This is a genomic window from Streptomyces sp. NPDC006197 (assembly GCF_040613865.1).
Classification (GTDB): Bacteria; Actinomycetota; Actinomycetes; order Streptomycetales; family Streptomycetaceae; genus Streptomyces.
In genome coordinates, this window is the sequence record NZ_JBEXSZ010000020.1 from 1 (window position 1) to 19,283 (window position 19,283).

Consider the following 19,283-nt stretch of genomic DNA (forward strand, 5'->3'; position numbering starts at 1 on the left):
GTGGAACGTGACCACGCCGGCCTGTCGCACCTCGCCCTCGACCGTCGTCCAGGCGACGCGTTCGTCCGGGATCTGCTCGGTGATGACGGCGTCGACGCCTGAACCCGCACCCCAGCGGCGGCGCACACGAGGTGCGGGTCAGGGCGCGGGAGCCTAGGCCCGGCAAGGGGCGCCGTCCGTTGTGCCCACCCGTTCCGCCCCAGCGGAACAGTTGCCCACAACGGAGGGCGCGAGGGTGGGCGCCGCCCCGGCGGAACGGGCGCCCACAACGGGATGGGCGGGGTGGGTGGGCGCCACCCCGGCGGAACGATTGCCCACAACGGGGTGGGCGGGGGCACCGCACCGGCGGAGCTACTGCCCACAACGGGGCCGTCAGGGGGCGTCAGGGGGCTGTCAGTGGTTTGTCAGCGGGCCCCGCGAGTGTTCTTCCCGTGCCCCGGGGAAACGCCCCGGGCCGCAGGGGAAACCCGAGGAGATCGCCTTGAAGCAGCACATCGCCACCACCCGCACCGCCCTCGTCACCGGTTCCTCCCGGGGGATCGGGCGGGCGATCGCCCGGCGGCTCGCCGCCGACGGGATGCTCGTCGCCGTGCACTACGGGCAGGACGCCGCCGCCGCGCAGGAGACCGTGGACCTGATCGTCCGGGACGGCGGGCGGGCCTTCTCCGTCGGGGCCGATCTGGCCGCGCACGACGGGGTGCCCGCCCTGGTCGAGGGCGTCCGGGCCGGGCTCGCCGCCCACACCGGGGAGGCCGTCCTCGACGTCCTGGTCAACAACGCCGCCGCGGCCACCTCGGGCGGCCACCTCGCGGACGAGACGCCCGAGCAGTTCGACCGCGTCTTCGCGGTCAACGTCCGGGCGCCGTACTTCCTCGTGCAGGGGCTGCTGCCGATGCTGCGCGACGGCGGGCGGATCATCAACATCGGTTCGGCCGTCACCCGGATCGCACTCGCCGACGAGCTGGCGTACGCGATGACGAAGGGGGCGATGGAGACCTTCACGCGCACGCTCGCCAACGTGGTCGGGGAGCGCCGGATCACCGTCAACACGGTCGCCCCCGGCCCGACGCAGACCGCCGGCCTCACCGCCGCCATGGCGGCGATGCCCCAGCTGGAGAGCATGCTGATCGGCGGTCAGGCGCTCCCGTGGGTCGGGCAGCCGGAGGACATCGCCGACCCGGTGGCCTTCCTGGCCTCGGAGGACGGCCGCTGGATCACCGGCACCGTGCTCGACGCCTCGGGCGGCACCTACCTCGGCCCCAAGCGCTGAGCCAAGCCTCGTGGTAGGCAGGGCACATGACACTTCCCGAACGGGTGAACGGTCAGGACTCGATCACCGACGTCAGCGGGCTGCGCGTGGGGCACGCGCGCGTGGCCGGTCCCGGGGCGCTGAGCGGCACCACGGTGGTCCTGGCCCCGGAGGGCGGGGTCGTGGCCGCCGTGGACGTCCGGGGCGGCGGGCCGGGCACGCGGGAGACGGACGCCCTGGACCCGCGGAACGTGGTCCGGCGGATCGACGCGGTCGTCCTGACGGGCGGCAGCGCGTACGGCCTGGACGCGGCCGCCGGGGTGATGGCCTGGCTGGCGGAGCGGAACCGGGGCGTGCGGGTGGGCCCCGATCCGTCCCACGTGGTGCCGGTGGTGCCCGCCGCGTGCGTCTTCGACCTGGGCCGGGGCGGGGACTTCACGGTCCGCCCGGACGCGGCGACGGGTCGGGCGGCGGCGGAGGCGGCCGCCGCGAGCGGGGACCACGCGCGCGTGGAGACGGGCGCGGTCGGGGCGGGCACCGGGGCCGTGGTCGGCGGTCTGCGGGGCGGTGTGGGGACGGCGAGCACCGTCCTGGGGTCGGGGATCACGGTCGGCGCGTTGGTCGTGGTGAACGCGGTGGGCTCGGCCGTCGACCCGACGAGCGGCGTCCCGTACGGCAGCTACTTCGAGGCCGGCCGGCCCGCCTTCCCGGACCCGGCGGTCCACGAGGCGGCCCGGCGGCGGCTGGCGGAGGCCCGGAAGGCGTCCGTTCCTCCCCCGCTGAACACCACGCTCGCCGTCGTCGCGACGGACGCGGCGCTGACCCGGGCCCAGGCGCAGAAGCTCGCGGGCACCGCCCACGACGGCATCGCGCGCGCGGTGCGTCCGGTGCACCTGATGAACGACGGGGACACGGTCTTCGCGCTCGCCACCGGGGTGCGGGAACTGCCGGAGGGGGCGGGTCCGCTCGCCCTGAACGAGATCCTGGCGGCGGGCGCGGACCTGGTGACCCGGGCGATCGTCCGCGCGGTCCTCGCGGCCCCGGGCGGCCTGCGCGGCCCTGGCGGCGACTTCCCCTCGTACGGCGAGCTGTACGGACCGGAGGCGGACGCGTACTCGCGGTGAGGCGAGGGGAGTTGGGGAGAATCCGCGGGAACTTCCCGAGAGGACCCTTCGTTTTGCCGGAACCCCGGACACGATGTCAGACCCAGGGACTACGTTAAGCAAGCACCAAGTGACATGCGGCGACGGCCTGGAGACCCTCTTGAACGATCCGCAGGATCCTCACGATCCGTACGAGACGACCGAGACGCACCTTGAGCGGCTCCTCGGCCGGGCGCTCAACTCCTTCGACCTGCCCGACTCGACCGTCGAGCGCCTCGGCACGGCGCTCGCCCACTCCAGCGCGCTGCACTCCTCGCACCACAGCGCGTCGCTGCACCGCACGACCCACCGCCACACCTATCTGCTCGCCGACGGCAGCGCGCTCAGCCTCTGGGAGCTCGTGCACAACGCCGGCCGGGACGGCACCGAGCAGCGCGAGCTGTACACGGAGGAGTCGGAGGCGCGGCTCGCCGCCTCCCGTCTCCCGACCGGGCCGCTGCAGGGCTGGACGGCGGAGCGCTCCGACGGCCACGTCCTCGACGAGGACGACGACCTGGGGCTGCTGAGCGCCCTGCTCGCCCGCCCGATACCCGCCCAGCCCCGGATGTACGTGCCGGACAACTCCGCCGACCACGCGCGCCGCGTCCTGCGCCGCGCGGAGAACGCGGACCGGCCGGGCGAGCGGACGGCCCGCCGTCTCCGACTGGCCTTCGCGCACCACATCACGCAGGCCTTCGGACGCCACTGCGCGGTGGAGGGCGGCCGGGACGCCGGCTTCACCCTCTACGAGCACCAGTTCCTGCTGCTCGACGGCAGCGAGGTCAGCCTCTGGGAGGTCGAGCACACGGCGACGCCGGACGGCCGGCACATGTGCGAGGTGTACGAGGACGAGCACGCGGCCCGCGGCGCGATGGAGTCCCGCTCCCGCGTCCGCTGACGGCCGGCCCACCGGTGGAGGGCACCGGCCCCGTTCCGTCCGTTCAGGGGACCGAGCGGGGCCGGTCGGCCGTCGGGTACCGAGGGGCGGCGCCCTCGTACCGCCCCGGCAGGTCGGTCCAGGTGACCGCAGGACCGGGGGACCCTACGGACAGACCCCCGTTCATTCGCGTACGGCACGCCGGACGACGACTCCGGGTTCGCTCCCGCGTACGCACCCATTCGACGTCACCCGTAAGCCGTGGAGTTGATTGCTCCGCGGGATGCTCAAGACGTCGCGGCGGCGATCCGATGACCTGAGGGAAGCCGAACAGGCTTACGTCACATCCCTCGATCAGGTTGTTGAAGGAGTAATGAATGCGTCCTGATCTCAGGACCAGGTCCTCCCTGGGTCCGCTCGCCCGGCGTCGCGCCTGGCTCTCCGGCGGGGCCGTCGCCTCGCTCGCCCTCGTCCTGACGGGCATGGCGGGCCCGGCCGCCCTGGCGGAGACCCCCGGCCGGTCCACCGCCCTGAGCGCGGCCGTCCCGACGACCGACGACTGTCCGGACGGCCCTCCGCACCACGAGGGCGGCCGTCCTCCGCACGACGTGAACGAGATCGGGGCGTACGTCGACGGGCAGATGCAGCACGCGGTGGACCGCGGGCGGCACAGCCGGGCCGCCCTGGCCGACGACGGCTACGGCGGCTGCGAGGACCACGGCGGCCAGGTCGGCCCGCCCGGGCCTCCTGGTCCGCCCGGACCGGCCGGACCCCAGGGCCCCAAGGGCGACACCGGCGCGACCGGCCCGGCAGGACCCAAGGGCGACACCGGCGCGACCGGCCCGGCAGGTCCCCAGGGACCTCAGGGCATCCAGGGACCGCCAGGACCGGCCGGCGGCCCCCAGGGACCCCAGGGACCAGCCGGCCCCCAGGGACCTCAGGGACCCCAGGGCCCTCAGGGACCTCAGGGCATCCAGGGGCCGAAGGGTGACACGGGCGAGCAGGGCCCGCCCGGACCGGCCACGTGCAACGACGTCGACGCCTACGAGCCCAACTCGAGCAACGAGGTCAAGGGGGTGATCTCCAACGGGATCGCCTACGCCGGCATCAGGCGGAACAGGCCCACCGTGGGCACCTTCACCTGGTACGACCTCACCGACGGCGATCCGAACAACAGCTACCCGACGAACGCCTGCTCCGTCTCGGTCTCCTCGCACGCCAACGACGTCTCGATCCAGGTGCTGACCACGGACGGCGATGTGTACGAGACCGTGTGCTCCGTGAACAACAGCACGGACACGCTCACGTGCAACGAGGTCTGGACGCCGCTCGCCAGCCCCGCGCCGGGCGACCTGAAGCGGCTGAAGCAGAAGGACGCCGCGCCCCGCGTCCCGGCGGAACTGAAGAACCGCTGACCGCGCAGTGACGAAGGGCCCTGCCCGGGACGAATCCCAGGCAGGGCCCTTCCACGGCCTGCGTCTCAGTGCGTGAGCGCCGGCTCCTTCTCGATCTCCGGGGCGACGTCCTCGACGTCGTCGCCGCCGCCCTCCAGGTGCTGCTTCGGCTTCGCCGGCAGCGCGAACATCACCAGGAAGATCGCGGCGAGCACGCCGGCCGCCCAGCCCAGCGAGTTCTGGAAGGCGTCCGTGAACGCCCTCCCCACCTCGGCCGGGGCCTTGGCGAGCCGCTCGTCGTCGATCTGGCCGAAGAAGACCACCGACACCAGGCCGAGGCCCAGCGCGTTGCCCATCTGCCCGGTCGTGTTGATCAGGCCCGAGGCCGAACCGGCGTGCTCCTTCGGCACCTCCGAGAGCACCGCGTCCGTCAGCGGCGCCACGATCAGGCCCATGCCGAGGCCCATGACCACCAGCGGCGGGATCATCTGCCAGGGGTGGATCCCGGTGCCGTACCGCCCGGCCTCGAAGGAGTAGAGCAGGATGCCCGCGATCATCGTCAGCGCGCCCGCCTGGAGCACCTTCCGGCCGAAGCGCGGCACCAGCTTCTGCACGGACATGCCGGCGGCCACCGAGACCGAGATCGAGAACGGCACCCCGGTCAGGCCCGCCTTCAGCGGGGTCCAGCCGAGCCCGATCTGCATGTAGAGCGTCCAGACCAGGAAGAAGATGCCGAGCACGACGCCGAAGGTCAGCTGCACCGCGATGCCGCCCGCGAAGCTCTTCACCTTGAACAGCGACAGCTCGACGAGCGGCGAACCGTCCTTCTTCGTCTTGTACTTCTCGTACGCCACGAGCGCGCCGAAGACGAGCAGGCTGCCGGCCATCATCAGGTGGCCCCACAGCGGCCAGTCCAGCTCGCGGCCACGCGTCAGCGGGTAGACCAGCATCAGCAGCGCGGCCGTCACCAGCAGCACGCCGACCATGTCGAGCCTGAGCGCCTTCGGCGCCTTCGACTCGATGATGAACTTCCGGCCCAGGAACAGGGCCGCGACGCCGACCGGCAGGTTGATCAGGAAGATCGGGCGCCACTCCAGGCCCGCGATGTTCCACTGGGTGAGCAGCGCGCCCAGCAGCGGGCCGGAGACCGCGCCGAGGCCGATGATCGCGCCGAACATCCCGAAGACCTTGCCGCGCTCGTGCGCCGGGAAGGTGACGTGGATGATCGACAGGACCTGCGGCACCATCATCGCGGCCGCCGCGCCCTGGAGCAGGCGGGAGCCGACCAGCATCTCCTGGTTGGCCGCGAAGCCGCAGAGCGCCGAGGCGAGGGTGAAGCCGGCGGTGCCGAGGAGGAAGAGGCGCTTGCGGCCGTAGATGTCCCCGAGCCGCCCGCCCGTGATCAGACCGGCGGCGAACGCGAGCGCGTACCCGGCGGTGATCCACTGGATGGCCCCGAACGAGGCCCCCAGGTCCTTCTCGATGCTGGGGATCGCGATGTTGACGATCGTGGCGTCGACCAGGTCCATGAAGGCGGCGGTCATGACGATGGCGAGGGCGATCCAGCGCCGTCTGTCGCCTGTCGCGGCCGCTTCGGTGGCGGCGTCGTGTGAACTCATACGAAGAAGATAGAAGTCATGTAGGTCAGTCAATGTCCTAGATGGACCGCATCCTGGAAGACATGACGGACACTCCGGCACGACTCCTGAATCTGCTCTCGCTCCTCCAGACCCCGCGCGAGTGGCCCGGAAGCGAGCTCGCCGAACGGCTCTCGGTCTCCCCGCGCACCATCCGCCGGGACATCGACCGGCTCCGCGACCTCGGCTACCCCGTCGAGGCGACCATGGGCGCCGTCGGCGGCTACCGCCTCGTCGCCGGTACGGCCATGCCGCCGCTGCTCCTCGACGACGAGGAGGCCGTCGCGATCGCCGTCGGTCTGCGCGCCGGGGCCGGGCACGCCATCGAGGGCGTCGAGGAGGCGTCCGTACGGGCTCTGGCGAAGCTGGAACAGGTGCTGCCCGGGCGGCTGCGGCACCGGGTCTCCGTCCTCCAGAACGCGACGATCCCGCTGACCCGCGGCGACGGGGCCACCGTCACCCCCGCCACCCTGACCACGCTCGCGAGCACGGTCACGGGGCACGAGCGGCTGCGGTTCGGCTACCGGGCGGGGGACGGCACGGAGACGAAACGGCTCGTGGAACCGTACCGGCTGGTGTCGACCGGGTGGCGCTGGTACCTCGTCGCGTACGACCTGGGGCGCGAGGACTGGCGGACCTTCCGGGTGGACCGGGTGAGCGAACCGCTCGCGACGGGGGCGCGCTTCGCCCCGCGCGAACTGCCCTCGGGCGACGCCGCGACCTATATGGCCCGCTCCATGGCGCGGGCCCAGGGCGAGGTCGACCTCGACGTGACGTTCGCCGCGCCGGCCGAGTTCGTCGCGGCGCGCCTCCCGTCCCACCTCGTGCCGGTGGCGACGGGACCGGACCGCTGCCGGCTGCGGGCGCGCGTCGCGGACTCGGTGGAATGGCTGGCGCTGCGGCTCGCGCTGATGGACGTCGACTTCACCGTCCATGGGCCGGGGGCGCTGATCGCGTACATGCGGGACCTGTCGACGAGGCTGGCCTCGGCGGCGGGCGGGTGAGCCCACGGCCCCCGTCGTGGGCGATCGCCCCTCTGGGGCGATCGCCCACGACGGGGGCGGGCCGGGGTCAGGCCACCGCGTCGAAGCCCGTGTCGCGGGCCATCTTCTTCAGTTCCAGGAGCGCGTGCTTCTCGATCTGGCGGATTCGCTCGCGGGTCAGCCCGTGCTCCTTGCCGACCTCCGTCAGCGTCCGCTCGCGGCCGTCCTCGATGCCGTACCGCATGCGGATGATCGACGCCGTCCGGTGGTCGAGCTTGTCGATGAGGTCGTCGAGCTCCTCGCTGCGCAGCAGCGTGAGCACCGACTGCTCGGGCGAGATCGCCGACGTGTCCTCCAGCAGGTCGCCGAACTGGGTCTCGCCCTCGTCGTCCACGGACATGTTCAGCGAGACGGGGTCCCGCGCCCAGTCCAGGACGTCGGTGACGCGCTCGGGCGTCGAGCCGAGTTCGGCGGCGATCTCTGCGGGCTCGGGCTCCCGGCCGTTCTCCCTGTTGAACTCGCGCTGCACCCGCCGGATGCGACCGAGCTCCTCCACCAGGTGGACGGGGAGCCGGATGGTCCGGGACTGGTCGGCGATGGACCGGGTGATGGCCTGGCGGATCCACCACGTGGCGTACGTGGAGAACTTGAAGCCCTTCGCGTAGTCGAACTTCTCGACCGCGCGCACCAGGCCCGCGTTCCCCTCCTGGATCAGGTCGAGCAGCGGCAGCCCGCTGCGCGGGTAGCGCCGGGCGACGGCCACCACGAGCCGCAGGTTGGACTTGATGAAGAGGTCCTTGGCCCGCTCGCCCTCGGCGACCAGCGCTTCGAGCTCCTCGCGGGTCGCCCCGCCGGCCTCGCTCTCCACCTCTCCGTCGAGTATCTCCTGGGCGTAGACGCCCGCCTCGATCGTCTGGGAGAGCTCGACCTCCTTGGCGGCGTCGAGCAGGGGCGTGCGCGCGATCTCGTCGAGGTACATGCCGACCAGGTCGCGGTCGGCGATCTCCCCGCCCACGGCGCGAACGCTGCTTGCCCGTGCGGCCCCGCTCTGGGCGGAGGTCTGACGACGGGCGACGGCACGGGTTGCCATGCGTGCTCCCTTGCTGAGTAGGTCGCGACACCTTTACGGGTGCCCTGCATCCGACGGAAACAACGACCGGAATCAGGACAGAATTCCCACCCGGCACATGGATTTTCGCGATCATGCAGTATCCTGCGGCGCCGCTGCCCCTGCGGGCACCCCGCAGGCACCCACGGAGGTGCAGGTCAGACCGGCACGGAGGGTGGAGCGGTGCCCCTCGCGGGGTCTCCGACCACACTGTCGGTGAGACCGCGATCACATGCGGCGCCACCCCTTCAGACGCCGTGGCCCGGTCCACGGTTGCCTCCGCACCCGGGGCTCCGGACGGGCCCCGGACCCCGGGACCGTTCCGCCGCCGGCCGCTCCCGCCGCCCGTCCCGCGGCGGTTCGGCCGACAGCGGGTCAGCCGAACTGGACGGACCGCTTGGCGAGTCCCATCCAGAAGCCGTCGATCACCGAGCGCTCCGCGTCGAGGTCGCCGGCCGCGTCCGCCGCGCCCATGGTGACGAAGAGCGGGGCGAAGTGCTCCGTACGGGGATGGGCGAGGCGGCCGGCGGGCGACTTGTGCTCGAAGTCCAGGAGGGAGTCGACGTCGTGCGCGGCGAGCGCCTCGCCGCCCCAGGCGTCGAACTCGGCGGACCAGCCGGGGACGCCGGGTCCGGTGTGGCGGAGGGCGGCGAGGTTGTGGGTGAAGAAGCCGCTGCCGACGATCAGGACGCCCTCGTCGCGCAGCGGGGCGAGCTTGCGCCCGATGTCCATGAGCCGGCGCGGGTCGAGGGTGGGCATGGAGATCTGGAGGACGGGGATGTCGGCGCCGGGGAACATCTCCACGAGCGGCACGTACGCACCGTGGTCGAGGCCCCGGTCCGGGATGTCCTGCACCGGTGTGCCGGGGGCCCGCAGCAGCTTGCGGACGGACTCGGCGAGTCCGGGCGCGCCGGGGGCGGCGTACCGGACGCGGTAGTAGTGCTCGGGGAAGCCCCAGAAGTCGTGGACGAGGGGGACGGTCTCGGTGGCGCCGAGCGCGAGCGGGGCCTCCTCCCAGTGGGCGGAGACCATGAGGATCGCCTTGGGGCGCGGCAGGTCGGCGGACCAGGCGGCGAGTTCGCCGGGCCAGACGGGGTCGTCGGCGAGCGGCGGGGCGCCGTGGGACAGGTAGAGGGCGGGCATCCGTGCGGGCGTGGCGTCCATGACGGCTCCGTTCTTGGACCCATTCTTGAAACTTCAAGCTTTCATGCGCAGCGTAAACCTACATAGTTCAACTTTCAAGGACGAGTCGTACGATGGGAATCATGGGAGACATGACCGAACCCCGCTGGCTGACCGACGAGGAGCAGCGCGTCTGGCGCGCCTACCTGCATGCCACCACGCTCCTGGAGGACCACCTCGACCGCCAGTTGCAGCGAGATGCCGGGATGCCGCACGTCTACTACGGGCTCCTCGTCCAGCTCTCCCAGGCCCCCCGCCGCCGGCTGCGGATGACCGAGCTGGCCCGGAGCGCCAAGATCACCCGCTCCCGTCTCTCCCACGCGATCGCCCGCCTGGAGAAGAACGGCTGGGTGCGGCGCGAGGACTGCCCCTCCGACAAGCGCGGGCAGTTCGCCCAGCTGACGGACGAGGGCGCGGAGGTCCTCCGGCGGAACGCGCCCGGCCATGTGGCGGCCGTCCGTCAGGCCATGTTCGACCGGCTCTCCCCCGAGCAGGTGGAGCAGCTCGGCGTGATCATGCGCGTCATGGCCGAGGGCCTCGAACCGACGGACGCGGACGCGGACCTGCCCTGGCTCCGCTGAGCCGCCCCACCGGGAACGGGTCCGCCCCGGCTCCGCCGTGAAGCGGAACCGGGGCGGACCCGTGCCCGAAGGCGGGGAGGCCGTCAGTGCGCGATGACCGGCACCTTCACCTCGTCGGCCACGTCCGCGCCCTCGCCGGACCGGGCGACCACGCCGGTCCCCGGCTTGCCGGTGTTGATGAACACGAAGGCGATCGTGGCCGAGACGGCCAGGATGCCGACCGCCCACCAGATGGCCGCCGCGTATCCCTCGACCATGCCCTGGAGCTGGAGCAGCTTCTGCGCGGCCGGGGTGGTCGCGCCGGCGGCGTGGGCGGTCAGGTAGGCGGTGGTCGCCGAGGCGGCGATCGTGTTCAGCAGGGCCGTGCCGATGGCGCCGCCGACCTGCTGCGAGGTGTTGACCATCGCGGAGGCCACACCGGCGTCCCGCGGGTCCACGCCCAGCGTCGCGAGCGACATGGCCGGCATGAACGCCGTGCCCATGCCCAGGCCGAGGAGCAGCTGCGCGGGCAGGATCAGCCCGGCGTACGAGGTGCCGACCTCCAGCTGGGTGAGCAGCAGCATGCCGACGCCGGCGGTCAGGAAGCCCGGGGCCATCAGGAACCGCGGCGGGACGCGGGTCATCAGGCGCGTGCCGATCTGGGTCGAGCCCGTGATCATGCCCACGATCATCGGCAGGAACGCGAAGCCCGTCTTGACCGGCGTGTACCCCTTCACGACCTGGAGGTAGTACGTCAGGAAGAGGAACAGGCCGAACATCGCGATGACGGCGAGACCCAGCGACAGGTAGACACCGCCGCGGTTGCGGTCGGCCACGACGCGCAGCGGCAGCAGCGGGGACTTCACCCGCGACTCGGTGAGCGCGAAGGCGAGGAGCAGCACGCCGGAGGCGACGAAGAGGCCGATCGTGCCGGCGTCGCTCCAGCCGGCGGACTCGGCGCGCGTGAAGCCGTACACCAGCGAGACGAGGCCGAGGGTGGAGAGGATCACGCCGGGGATGTCGAGCGGCGAGCGGTTGCGGCCGCCCGCGGGCTCGCGGACGACGAGGTACGCGCCGACGGCGGCGACCACGGCGAACGGGATGTTGACGAAGAAGGTCCAGCGCCAGTTCAGGTACTCGGTGAGGAAGCCGCCGAGGATCAGGCCCACGGCGCCGCCGCCACCGGCGATCGCGCCGTAGATGCCGAAGGCCTTCGCGCGCTCCTTGGCGTCGGTGAAGGTCACGGCGAGCAGCGAGAGCGCGGCGGGCGCGAGGAGCGCGCCGAAGGCGCCCTGGAGCGCGCGGGCACCGAGCATCATCGCCTCGCCGGTCGCGGCCCCGCCCAGGGCGGAGGCGGCGGCGAAGCCGATCAGACCGGTGACGAAGGTCCGCTTGCGGCCCCACAGGTCGGCTATGCGGCCGCCGAAGAGGAGCAGGCCGCCGAAGGCGAGGGCGTAGGCGGTGATGACCCACTGCCGGTTGCCGTCCGAGATCCCGAGGTCCTGCTGGGCGGAGGGCAGGGCGATGTTCACGATCGTCGCGTCGAGCACGACCATCAGCTGGGCGAGGGCGATGAAGATCAGGGCTTTCCAGCGGCCGGGGTCGGCCTGGACCGCGGTCGTCTCGGGGATTTTCGGCATGGGGGTAGCCACCTCTTGGCGCGTACTGGTGAAAAAAGGACGTAAAGGGGGGGTGCGGGTCGCGTAAGGCGTAGGTCAGGTCAGGTCAGGTCAGGACGAACAGGAGTCGCGCCTCAGGTCCTCCAGGGTCGCGGCCTTCCCGGGCAGCTCGGAGCGGGCGGGCGTCTCCAGGCCGTCGAGGAACAGCTGCAGATGGCGGTGGACGAACCGGTCGAAGGCCCCGCAGCCCGTTCCGGGCAGCGGGCGGGTCAGCTGGGAGAGGGCCACCATCAGGTCCCCGACACCGACGTCGGTGCGGAGGCGGCCGGCCCGCTGCGCCCGGCCGACGAGGCCCTCGACGGCCTCCTCCAGGCGGTCGCGCTCGGCGATCAGGTCGGGGTGGTCCTTGTCGAAGGCGCCGTCGAGCATGGGGCACAGGGCCCCGACGCGCTCGTCGGCGGCGCCGTGGGTGAAGCGGCGCAGCGCGGCGAAGGTGTCGCTCTCCTCCTGGGCGGCCCGCTCGGCGACTTCGGTGACGCGGGCCATGAGCGAGAGGACGACCTCGTGGACGAGGTCGGTGCGCTCGGGGAAGTTCCGGTAGAGCGTGGCGTTCCCGACGCCGGCCCGGCGCGCGATCTCGTCGTAGGGCACCTGGGAGCCGAACTCGACGAACATCTCGCGGGCCGCCGTCACGATCCGCTCGCGGTTGCGCAGGGCGTCGGCCCGCGGGCGCGGTACGCGGCGGGCGGGCGCGGTGCCGGGGGTGCTGGTCACGCCACGACCTCCTCACAGTCATCCGGGGACACATCCGGGGAGCGAGTCCCCACTTGCTTCGACACAGGCGTAAACGGGGGCCGAGTCCCCGGTTATTTCCCGGGCTTCCTGTGACCTGCCTCACAGGCCCCCCGGTCCCGCGGAATACCCACGATCGGGCCACCCGGCGCGCGCACCCCGACCCCGCGGCCCAGGCTGAATCGCACAGCGCGGACCCGCGGAAGGGGGTCGCGGCGCCGACCTGCCCCCACCGGAGAGGCGACGCATGGAGCACCCCCGGCAGCACCCCCACCGACGGATACGCAGACCCGTCGCCCTGGCGGCGGCCACGGCGCTCTCCCTCACCCTGCTCGCCTCGGCGAGCACCACCCTCCCCGGGCCCGCCCCCGCCTCGGCGGGCCCCGTGGCCGCCGCGCCGACCGGCGCCCAGCTGGGACCGTGCCGCATCGCCACCACGATGGGCGTGCAGATGTCGGAGGGGCTGCCCACCGCCCCCGGGTACGTCCGCTCCACGGGCCGCGTCAAGGCCCTCAACCTGATGGTCGACTTCCCGGACGCCCCCGGGGACGGCACGGCGATGGGCCGCTTCCGGGAGTTCTTCCCGCAGACCGCCGACTGGTTCCGCACCAGCTCGTACGGGCGGCTGCACTACCAGCCCGAGGCGCCGATACCCGACTGGCTGCGGATGCCCCGGCCGTTCTCCTCGTACGGCATCGAGCGCGGCGCACCGTACGAACCGGGCTACCGCTCCCTCGTCGAGGACATCGTGAAGGCCGCCGACCCGCGGGTGGACTTCAGCGCCTACGACCTGGTCAACGTCCTCGTCACCCCGAACGCCGGGCCCTCCGCCCTCGACACCGTCCTGTCCGTGACCTTCTCCGGCAACGACGACGCCCCCTACGCCGACGGCGTGCCGCTCGCCAACACGTCCTTCGTCTACAGCCGCCAGGACGACGGCTCCGGCAGCTTCGCCGAGACCGGCTACCGCGTCCTGCCCCACGAGAACGGCCACGTCTTCGGCCTGCCCGACCTCTACACCTCGGACGGCGGCGGGACCGTCGGGCACTGGGACATCATGTCCGAGGACTGGGGCGCCAACAACGACCTCCTCGGCTGGCACAAGTGGAAGCTGGGCTGGCTCGACAACGACCAGGTCAGCTGTGCCTCAAGGCCCGGAACCGGGGACTACAGCCTCACCCCGCTCTCGGTCCCCGGAGGCCCCAAGCTCGCCTTCGTCCCGCTCTCCGGCACCTCCGGATACGCCGTCGAGGTCCGCAGCAGGGGCGGCAACGACGAGGCCGTCTGCGAGCAGGGGGTCCTCGTCTACCGGGTGGAGTCCGACGTGGACACCGGACACGGCCCGGTGACCGTGGCCGACAGCGACCGGGCCAGCGGCGGCTGCACCCGCCGGGCCAACGTCCACGCGGAGCTGTCGGACGCCCCGTACAACCCCGGCGAGACCTTCGCGGACCACGCCAACGGCATCCGGATCACCGTCCTCGACGAGGACGAGAACGGCACGTACCGGGTTCGGATCACCCGACGGTGACCAGCTCCCGCAGCTCCCGCTTGAGGATCTTCCCCGTCGGGTTCCGGGGCAGCTCCTCCGTCCGTACGAGGATCCGGGCGGGCACCTTGAAGGCGGCGAGGCGCGTCCCCACGTGCGCCCGCAGCGCCTCGGTCGCCCCGGCTCCCGCGTCCGCGCCGGGACGCAGCCGCACGACGGCCACGACCTCCTCCCCGAGCAGCGGGTGCGGCATCCCCAGCACGGCGGCGTCGACGACGTCCGGGTGCTCGTGCAGCACGCCCTCGACCTCGACGCAGTACACGTTCTCGCCGCCGCGGATCACCATGTCGGTGAGCCGGTCGACGATCTCGACCCGTCCGTCCGCGTCGACGCGGGCGAGGTCGCCGGTCCGGAACCAGCCGTCCTCGGTGAAGGCGGCGCGGGTGGCGGCCTCGTTCCCCCAGTAGCCGCGGACCAGGCACTGCCCGCGCAACCACAGCTCCCCCACGCCCTCGGCGTCGGGCCGCTCGATCCGCACCTCGGTGACGGGCGAGGGCCGGCCGACGCTCCCGGGCCGGGCCCGGTACTCGGCGCCGACGTTCGACAGGACCCCGCCGCAGGTCTCGGTCAGCCCGTACCCGTTCCGGGGCTCGATCCGCTCCCCGTACCCCTCGGTGAGCCCCGCGACGATCCCGGGCGGAGCGGCGGCGCCCCCGGTGCTGAGGAGCATGAGGCTCGTCAGCGGGTCCCCGGTGCTCCGGGCGAGGTCGAGCAGCTGGAGCGCGGTGGTGGGGACGCCGGCGAAGTGGGTGACGCCCTCGTCCCGGATCAGTTCGAGCGCCTTCCCGGCGTCCCACTTCCGCATCATCACCAGGGTCCCGCCGGCCGCCATGACGGCGTAGAAGGACGTGAACGCGGCGACGTGGAAGAACGGGAACGCGGTCAGGGACACCATCGCCGGCCCCGTCCCCGGCACCTCCCCGCGCGCGAGGGCCGCGGCGGCGGCGAAGTACCGCGGGTTCATGGCGGCCCCGGCCTGCGCGCGGTGCGTGGCGACGGCCCCCTTGGGCCGCCCGGTGGTGCCGGAGGTGTAGATGATGGTGGCGTCGTGCTCGGGCAGGACGTCGACGGGCGGCGGCCCGAGCACCGGATCGGCGTCGGCGACGTACGCGACGAACCCCTCCTCGGCCTCCCCCCGGAAGACGATCCCCGGCACGCCGTGCCGGACGGCCCACGCCCGCACCCGCCCGACCCGCTCCCCGTCGACGAGCAGCACACCCGGCGAGCAGTCGTCGAGCGCGTACGCGAACTCGTCCTCGGTCCACCAGGCGTTGAGCGGTACGGCGACGAGCCCGGCGAGCTGCGCGGCCCAGAAGGCGACCTGCCACTCGGGCAGGTTCCGCATGGCCACGACGGCCCGGTCCCCCGGCCGCAGCCCGTACTCCCCGACGAGCCGGCGCGCGAGGCCGCAGGCGGCGTCGAAGAACTCCCGGTAGGTCATCCGCACGCCCTCGGCCACGAGGAACGTCCGGTCCCCGTATCCCCAGGTCACCTCGGCGAACTCCCGCAGCGTCCGCGGGCCGCCGGCGTACGCCCCGTCCTCGACCGCGAAAGGCGCTCCGGGTGCGCAGAGCCGCTCCACTCCACCTGCCGTCGCCACCAGGACCTCCTGTCCGGACCGGAGAACACGATCGGCCGCCGGCTGGGCCGGCGGCCGCTCGTCATCCTTCCCGGATCGGTGGTCGATGTCCATGACGAGCCGGTGGGGAGCGGTCGGCCCGAAGACCTCGTTCGGGGCGGCGGGCGGCGCGACCCCGCTCAGCCGTTCACCCGCTGCGGCGCCCTCTCGGACTCGGACAGGTCGCTGCCCTCGACCTTGACGGTGGCCGACGGCGGGTCCTTCTTCAGGGCCAGGGCGAGGACGCCGCCCAGGACCAGGAGGCCGGCGCCGATGGAGCCGGCCAGGTGCAGGCCCGACAGGACGTCCTCCTTCGCGGCCTCCGCGTAGGTGCCGGAGAAGGTGGAGTTGGCGATCGCGACCAGGAACGCGAGGCCCACCGCGCCGCCGACCTGCTGCGCGGTCGAGGCCATCGCGCTCGCCACGCCCTGCTCCTGCGGGCCGACGCCCGAGCCGGCGGAGGCGAAGACGGAGACGAAGACGAGACCGCCGCCGACGCCCCAGATGACGGAGCCGGGCAGCAGGGCGTAGAAGGAGCCGCCGACGGACATGCCGAGGACGGTCACCGCGATGCCGGCGGCGTTGACGATCATGCCGGTCGACAGCGTGGCGCGCATGCCGTACCGCTCCATGAACCTCGGCGCGAGCTTGCCCGAGCCGATGATCGAGACCAGCGTGAGCGGCAGGAAGGCGAGGCCCGCCTGGATCGCGGTGTAGCCGAGGATCGGCTGCACGTAGGTGGTGAAGGCGTAGTACGCGCCGGCCAGCGCCGTCTGGAAGACGAAGAGGACGGCCATGGCGACGACCAGCGGCCTGTTCTTCAGGAGCCGGAGCGGCATGAGCGGGTTGGCGGTCTTCGCCTCGGTGACGAAGAAGGCGGCGAGCAGGACGGCACCGAGGATCAGGGAACCGAGGGTGAGGCGGGAGGTCCAGCCCTCGTCGGGGCCGGTCACCAGGCCGGTGACGATCGCGGAGACGCCGATCGTGGAGAGCAGCGCGGCCGGGACGTCGAAGCCCTTGGAGAGGTTCGCCGGTCCGTCCGGGCGGATCGCCTTCGGGGCCGGGAGCAGGGCGATCAGCGCCAGCGGGATGTTGATGAAGAAGATCCAGCGCCAGGAGGCCAGGTCGGTCAGCACACCGCCGAGCAGCGCGCCGGCCGCGAGGCCGAGCGATCCGGCGGCGCCCCAGGCGGCGAACGCCTTGGTGACCTGGGCGCCCTCGAAGGAGGTGGCGATCAGGGCGAGCACCGCCGGGAAGAGCAGCGCGCCGCCGACGCCCTGGAGGAGACGGGCGCCGATGAGGACGCCCTGGGTGGTGGCGAGACCGCCGGCGAGCGAGGCGACCGCGTAGAAGGCGAGGCCGGTCATGAAGAGCCGGCGGGCGCCGATGCGGTCGACGGCGCGGCCGCCGAAGAGCAGCAGCCCGCCGAAGGCCACCGCGTAGGCGGAGACGACCCATTGCAGTGACTGGGCCGAGAAGCCGAGGGCGGCGCCGATGTCGGGCAGCGCGACGTAGACGATGTTGAGGTCGACGCTGATGATGAACTGGGAGAAGGCCAGCAGGAACAGGACGAGTCCCGTCCTCCTTGCCGGTGTCGACGTGGTCACAGGACCTCCATGGTCTTCGTGGACTTTCTTCTTCGGGGGGTTCGTGCGCGGCGGGCGGGGCGCCGATGACGTCACCAGCGGCCTTCGGGGCACGGAGGCGGCGAGATGAGGACCTGGGTCGGAGCTCGTAACCCGGATCTCGCAGCTCGCTCATCGCGAGATTACATAGCTACCGTTCGGTAATCTTTGTCGAGCGCGGCGCCCGGGGGCGGCTTTGGCAACTTGCCAAACCTGCCCCGAATCCGCCGACTTGGCTTGTGCCGGCCGGGCGCGGACGACGACGTGCTCCACCCGGGCCCGCTCGGTTTCCGGCAGGCGGCCGGTGCCGGCCCCGGGAATGTCAGGCGCTCCGCGGCAGCCTTTCGCCGAGCGCCCCCGCGTGGAGGAGCCGCTCATAGACGTGAGCGGCGGAGACCAGGGTCATGTGGTGGTGCCAGCCGGGGAAGGAGCGGCCCTCGAAGTCGAGGAGTCCGTAGTCCCGTTCGAGCGCGGACACCGTCAGACAGGTCCCGGCCTGCGCCTGGGCGAGGGTCGTCAGCTGCTCCACCCGCCGCCCGGTCAGGCTGGTGATCCACACCCGGAGGGCGCGGGAGTCCGCCGGACACCACTCGGTGAAGAGCCGGTACGTCCGGCAGGAGCCCGGCAGCCGCACCAGCTCGGAGACCACCCGCGGCCGCCGGCCCCGGGCGCCCGACGCGGCCGGGGTGACCGCACGCGGCGACAGGACGCACTGGTGCTGGAGGAACTGCCGGGCGCCGACCGGGCCGAGCGGTGCGTCGGCGGCGGCGGGGACGGCCCGGGAGACGCGCGGGTCGGCGGGGAGCACCGGCAGGGCGGCGGGCACCGCCACCACGAAGTCGTGGCCGCGCCGGTCGAGGCCCGCGAGGAGCCGTCCGACGTCGAGGTGCTCGCTCAGGTCGGCCACCACCGGCACGTGGGCCGGCAGCCGGTGGGGCAGGGCGTCCGAGACGGAGTCCACCAGGTCGAGGACGTGCTCCCACACGGGCCGGTGCCGGGCCGAGTCGGGGACCCTGGCGCGCTCGCGCAGCCTCGCGTCCTCGTTCCACTGCTCGGGCAGCAGCAGCCGCCACTCCACCGGCAGGTCCTCCTCGCCGGTGGTGACGAAGGCCCCGAGACCGACCTGACAGCTGATGGTCCGCCCGGCGGCGGGGACGAACCGGCGGTGCACCCCGCAGGTGTGCTCGCCCCGCTTGGGCAGGACGACGGCGCCGATGGTCAGCGCCCGTAAGGGGAAGTGGTCTCCCGTCAGTCGGATCAGCTCCCGCCGGGCGGGCACCCAGTCCCAGGGGCTGGCGCTGATGAACTGGTGCAGCGACTGGGAGGCGGTGGCCGGGGCGGCGGAGACCGCGGCGGCGAGCCGGCGGATGGACTTCCGGCCCGGCGTGGTCAGCAGCCCCTGCAGGTAGAGCTGGGCCCAGCGGCGCTGGTCGGCCCTGGGCAGGTGGGCGAAGACCGAGTCCGCGAAGCGGAAGACCCGCGTGTCGTGGCCCGGATCCGCCGCTCCGGCCATGCGGTGTTCCGCCATGCTGCGTTCCCTCCCCGTCAGGCGACAGCAGAAGAATAACGAACACTCTGTTTTTTTCGCGAGAGGGGGAGCGGTCCCGCCCGAGAGGACGGCGAGCGCGGCGGCCGCCGGCGCCATGAGCAGCAGCCGCTCTCGGCCCGTCCGGGCTCGGGTGTCGTGGGGTGGGGGGTGGGCTTCAGGACCCGGCGGCGGAACGGGCGTCCGCCCGGCAGTTGAACCGTCCGTCCAGGAGCGACCGCAGCCGCCTGCGGCCGCGGTGCAGACGGGAGTTGACGGTGCCGCAGGGGACTCCGACGAGCGAGGCGATCTCCTCGTACGGCAGCCCCTCGACGTCGGCGAGGCCGCGCGGGCGAGCCGCCGGTCCTCGATGCCCGAGCCGGCTACCTGCCTGTAAAATGAGGGCGTTCGTTTTTTTGTCGA

General features: G+C 72.8%; 15 protein-coding genes and 2 pseudogenes. 7 read left to right on the top strand and 10 right to left on the bottom strand.

All coding sequences use genetic code 11. The features are described from left to right. Positions 1-93, bottom strand: a pseudogene (locus tag ABZ318_RS08975) (cyclase); the annotation flags it as partial. 388 nt (positions 94-481) lie between these two features. On the opposite strand from ABZ318_RS08975, the gene ABZ318_RS08980 reads away from it, so the two are divergent. The 4 genes from ABZ318_RS08980 to ABZ318_RS08995 all read left to right on the top strand — a co-directional run bounded on the left by ABZ318_RS08980 (position 482) and on the right by ABZ318_RS08995 (position 4,683). Further along, a complete protein-coding gene (locus ABZ318_RS08980; protein WP_356901798.1) occupies positions 482-1,270 on the top strand; it encodes an SDR family oxidoreductase in 789 nt (262 codons plus the stop codon). Positions 1,271-1,296: 26 nt separating this feature from the next. After that, on the top strand, positions 1,297-2,373 hold the full coding sequence (locus ABZ318_RS08985) for a P1 family peptidase (protein ID WP_356901799.1): 1,077 nt from the start codon (positions 1,297-1,299) through the stop codon (positions 2,371-2,373). A 73-nt stretch (positions 2,374-2,446) separates the two neighbouring features. Beyond that, a complete protein-coding gene (locus ABZ318_RS08990; protein WP_356901800.1) occupies positions 2,447-3,289 on the top strand; it encodes a DUF6227 family protein in 843 nt (280 codons plus the stop codon). Between the two features lie 356 nt (positions 3,290-3,645). Next, positions 3,646-4,683: a hypothetical protein gene (locus ABZ318_RS08995; protein ID WP_356901801.1), complete on the top strand. Its 1,038-nt coding sequence runs from the start codon at positions 3,646-3,648 to the stop codon at positions 4,681-4,683. A gap of 65 nt (positions 4,684-4,748) precedes the next feature. Here the strand turns inward: ABZ318_RS08995 and ABZ318_RS09000 are convergent, their stop codons facing one another. After that, the gene (locus ABZ318_RS09000; protein WP_356901802.1) at positions 4,749-6,281 is read right to left on the bottom strand and encodes an MFS transporter; all 1,533 of its coding nucleotides are present in this window, start codon (positions 6,279-6,281) and stop codon (positions 4,749-4,751) included. Between the two features lie 62 nt (positions 6,282-6,343). On the opposite strand from ABZ318_RS09000, the gene ABZ318_RS09005 reads away from it, so the two are divergent. After that, positions 6,344-7,303 (top strand): YafY family protein, encoded by a 960-nt coding sequence (locus tag ABZ318_RS09005; RefSeq protein ID WP_356901803.1) that lies wholly within the window; start codon positions 6,344-6,346, stop codon positions 7,301-7,303. A 67-nt stretch (positions 7,304-7,370) separates the two neighbouring features. Here ABZ318_RS09005 and ABZ318_RS09010 read toward each other — a convergent pair whose 3' ends face one another. Both ABZ318_RS09010 and ABZ318_RS09015 read right to left on the bottom strand, forming a co-directional pair. Beyond that, positions 7,371-8,372, bottom strand: a complete 1,002-nt coding sequence (locus ABZ318_RS09010) for a sigma-70 family RNA polymerase sigma factor (protein ID WP_356901804.1) — start codon at positions 8,370-8,372, stop codon at positions 7,371-7,373. A gap of 393 nt (positions 8,373-8,765) precedes the next feature. Further along, positions 8,766-9,554, bottom strand: a complete 789-nt coding sequence (locus tag ABZ318_RS09015; protein WP_356901805.1) for a class III extradiol ring-cleavage dioxygenase — start codon at positions 9,552-9,554, stop codon at positions 8,766-8,768. A 92-nt stretch (positions 9,555-9,646) separates the two neighbouring features. Between ABZ318_RS09015 and ABZ318_RS09020 the strand changes: the two genes are divergently transcribed. Further along, positions 9,647-10,153 (top strand): MarR family transcriptional regulator, encoded by a 507-nt coding sequence (locus ABZ318_RS09020; RefSeq protein ID WP_356901806.1) that lies wholly within the window; start codon positions 9,647-9,649, stop codon positions 10,151-10,153. 83 nt (positions 10,154-10,236) lie between these two features. Here ABZ318_RS09020 and ABZ318_RS09025 read toward each other — a convergent pair whose 3' ends face one another. Both ABZ318_RS09025 and ABZ318_RS09030 read right to left on the bottom strand, forming a co-directional pair. Then, positions 10,237-11,772: an MFS transporter gene (locus tag ABZ318_RS09025; protein ID WP_356901807.1), complete on the bottom strand. Its 1,536-nt coding sequence runs from the start codon at positions 11,770-11,772 to the stop codon at positions 10,237-10,239. Positions 11,773-11,862: 90 nt separating this feature from the next. Continuing rightward, complete coding sequence (locus ABZ318_RS09030) at positions 11,863-12,525, bottom strand: TetR/AcrR family transcriptional regulator (RefSeq protein WP_356901808.1); 663 nt, start codon at positions 12,523-12,525, stop codon at positions 11,863-11,865. Positions 12,526-12,790: 265 nt separating this feature from the next. Here ABZ318_RS09030 and ABZ318_RS09035 point away from each other — a divergent pair, with 265 nt between their 5' ends. Next, positions 12,791-14,074: a M6 family metalloprotease domain-containing protein gene (locus ABZ318_RS09035; protein WP_356901809.1), complete on the top strand. Its 1,284-nt coding sequence runs from the start codon at positions 12,791-12,793 to the stop codon at positions 14,072-14,074. Here the strand turns inward: ABZ318_RS09035 and ABZ318_RS09040 are convergent. The 4 genes and pseudogenes from ABZ318_RS09040 to ABZ318_RS09055 form a co-directional block, all read right to left on the bottom strand. Further along, entirely contained in the window at positions 14,061-15,785 is a 1,725-nt protein-coding gene (locus tag ABZ318_RS09040) for a class I adenylate-forming enzyme family protein (protein ID WP_356901810.1), read from the bottom strand. The two genes, ABZ318_RS09035 and ABZ318_RS09040, sit on opposite strands and share 14 nt — an antisense overlap. Positions 15,786-15,850: 65 nt before the next feature. After that, on the bottom strand, positions 15,851-17,317 hold the full coding sequence (locus ABZ318_RS09045; RefSeq protein WP_356901811.1) for an MFS transporter: 1,467 nt from the start codon (positions 17,315-17,317) through the stop codon (positions 15,851-15,853). Between the two features lie 340 nt (positions 17,318-17,657). Continuing rightward, on the bottom strand, positions 17,658-18,863 hold the full coding sequence (locus tag ABZ318_RS09050) for a transposase (protein ID WP_356901812.1): 1,206 nt from the start codon (positions 18,861-18,863) through the stop codon (positions 17,658-17,660). Between the two features lie 175 nt (positions 18,864-19,038). Then, positions 19,039-19,203 (bottom strand): annotated as a pseudogene (locus ABZ318_RS09055) (sigma-70 region 4 domain-containing protein); the annotation flags it as partial. Positions 19,204-19,283 lie beyond the last annotated feature (80 nt).

What these genes read in the sequence shown, in the direction of transcription:
- ABZ318_RS09050 (WP_356901812.1), bottom strand. Translation starts at nt 18,863, where the DNA reads ATGGCGGAACACCGCATGGCCGGAGCGGCGGATCCGGGCCACGACACG.
- ABZ318_RS08990 (WP_356901800.1), top strand. Translation starts at nt 2,447, where the DNA reads ATGTCAGACCCAGGGACTACGTTAAGCAAGCACCAAGTGACATGCGGC.
- ABZ318_RS08985 (WP_356901799.1), top strand. Translation starts at nt 1,297, where the DNA reads ATGACACTTCCCGAACGGGTGAACGGTCAGGACTCGATCACCGACGTC.
- ABZ318_RS08995 (WP_356901801.1), top strand. Translation starts at nt 3,646, where the DNA reads ATGCGTCCTGATCTCAGGACCAGGTCCTCCCTGGGTCCGCTCGCCCGG.
- ABZ318_RS09015 (WP_356901805.1), bottom strand. Translation starts at nt 9,554, where the DNA reads ATGGACGCCACGCCCGCACGGATGCCCGCCCTCTACCTGTCCCACGGC.
- ABZ318_RS09005 (WP_356901803.1), top strand. Translation starts at nt 6,344, where the DNA reads ATGACGGACACTCCGGCACGACTCCTGAATCTGCTCTCGCTCCTCCAG.
- ABZ318_RS09025 (WP_356901807.1), bottom strand. Translation starts at nt 11,772, where the DNA reads ATGCCGAAAATCCCCGAGACGACCGCGGTCCAGGCCGACCCCGGCCGC.
- ABZ318_RS09000 (WP_356901802.1), bottom strand. Translation starts at nt 6,281, where the DNA reads ATGAGTTCACACGACGCCGCCACCGAAGCGGCCGCGACAGGCGACAGA.
- ABZ318_RS09010 (WP_356901804.1), bottom strand. Translation starts at nt 8,372, where the DNA reads ATGGCAACCCGTGCCGTCGCCCGTCGTCAGACCTCCGCCCAGAGCGGG.
- ABZ318_RS09035 (WP_356901809.1), top strand. Translation starts at nt 12,791, where the DNA reads ATGGAGCACCCCCGGCAGCACCCCCACCGACGGATACGCAGACCCGTC.
- ABZ318_RS09020 (WP_356901806.1), top strand. Translation starts at nt 9,647, where the DNA reads ATGGGAATCATGGGAGACATGACCGAACCCCGCTGGCTGACCGACGAG.
- ABZ318_RS09040 (WP_356901810.1), bottom strand. Translation starts at nt 15,785, where the DNA reads ATGGACATCGACCACCGATCCGGGAAGGATGACGAGCGGCCGCCGGCC.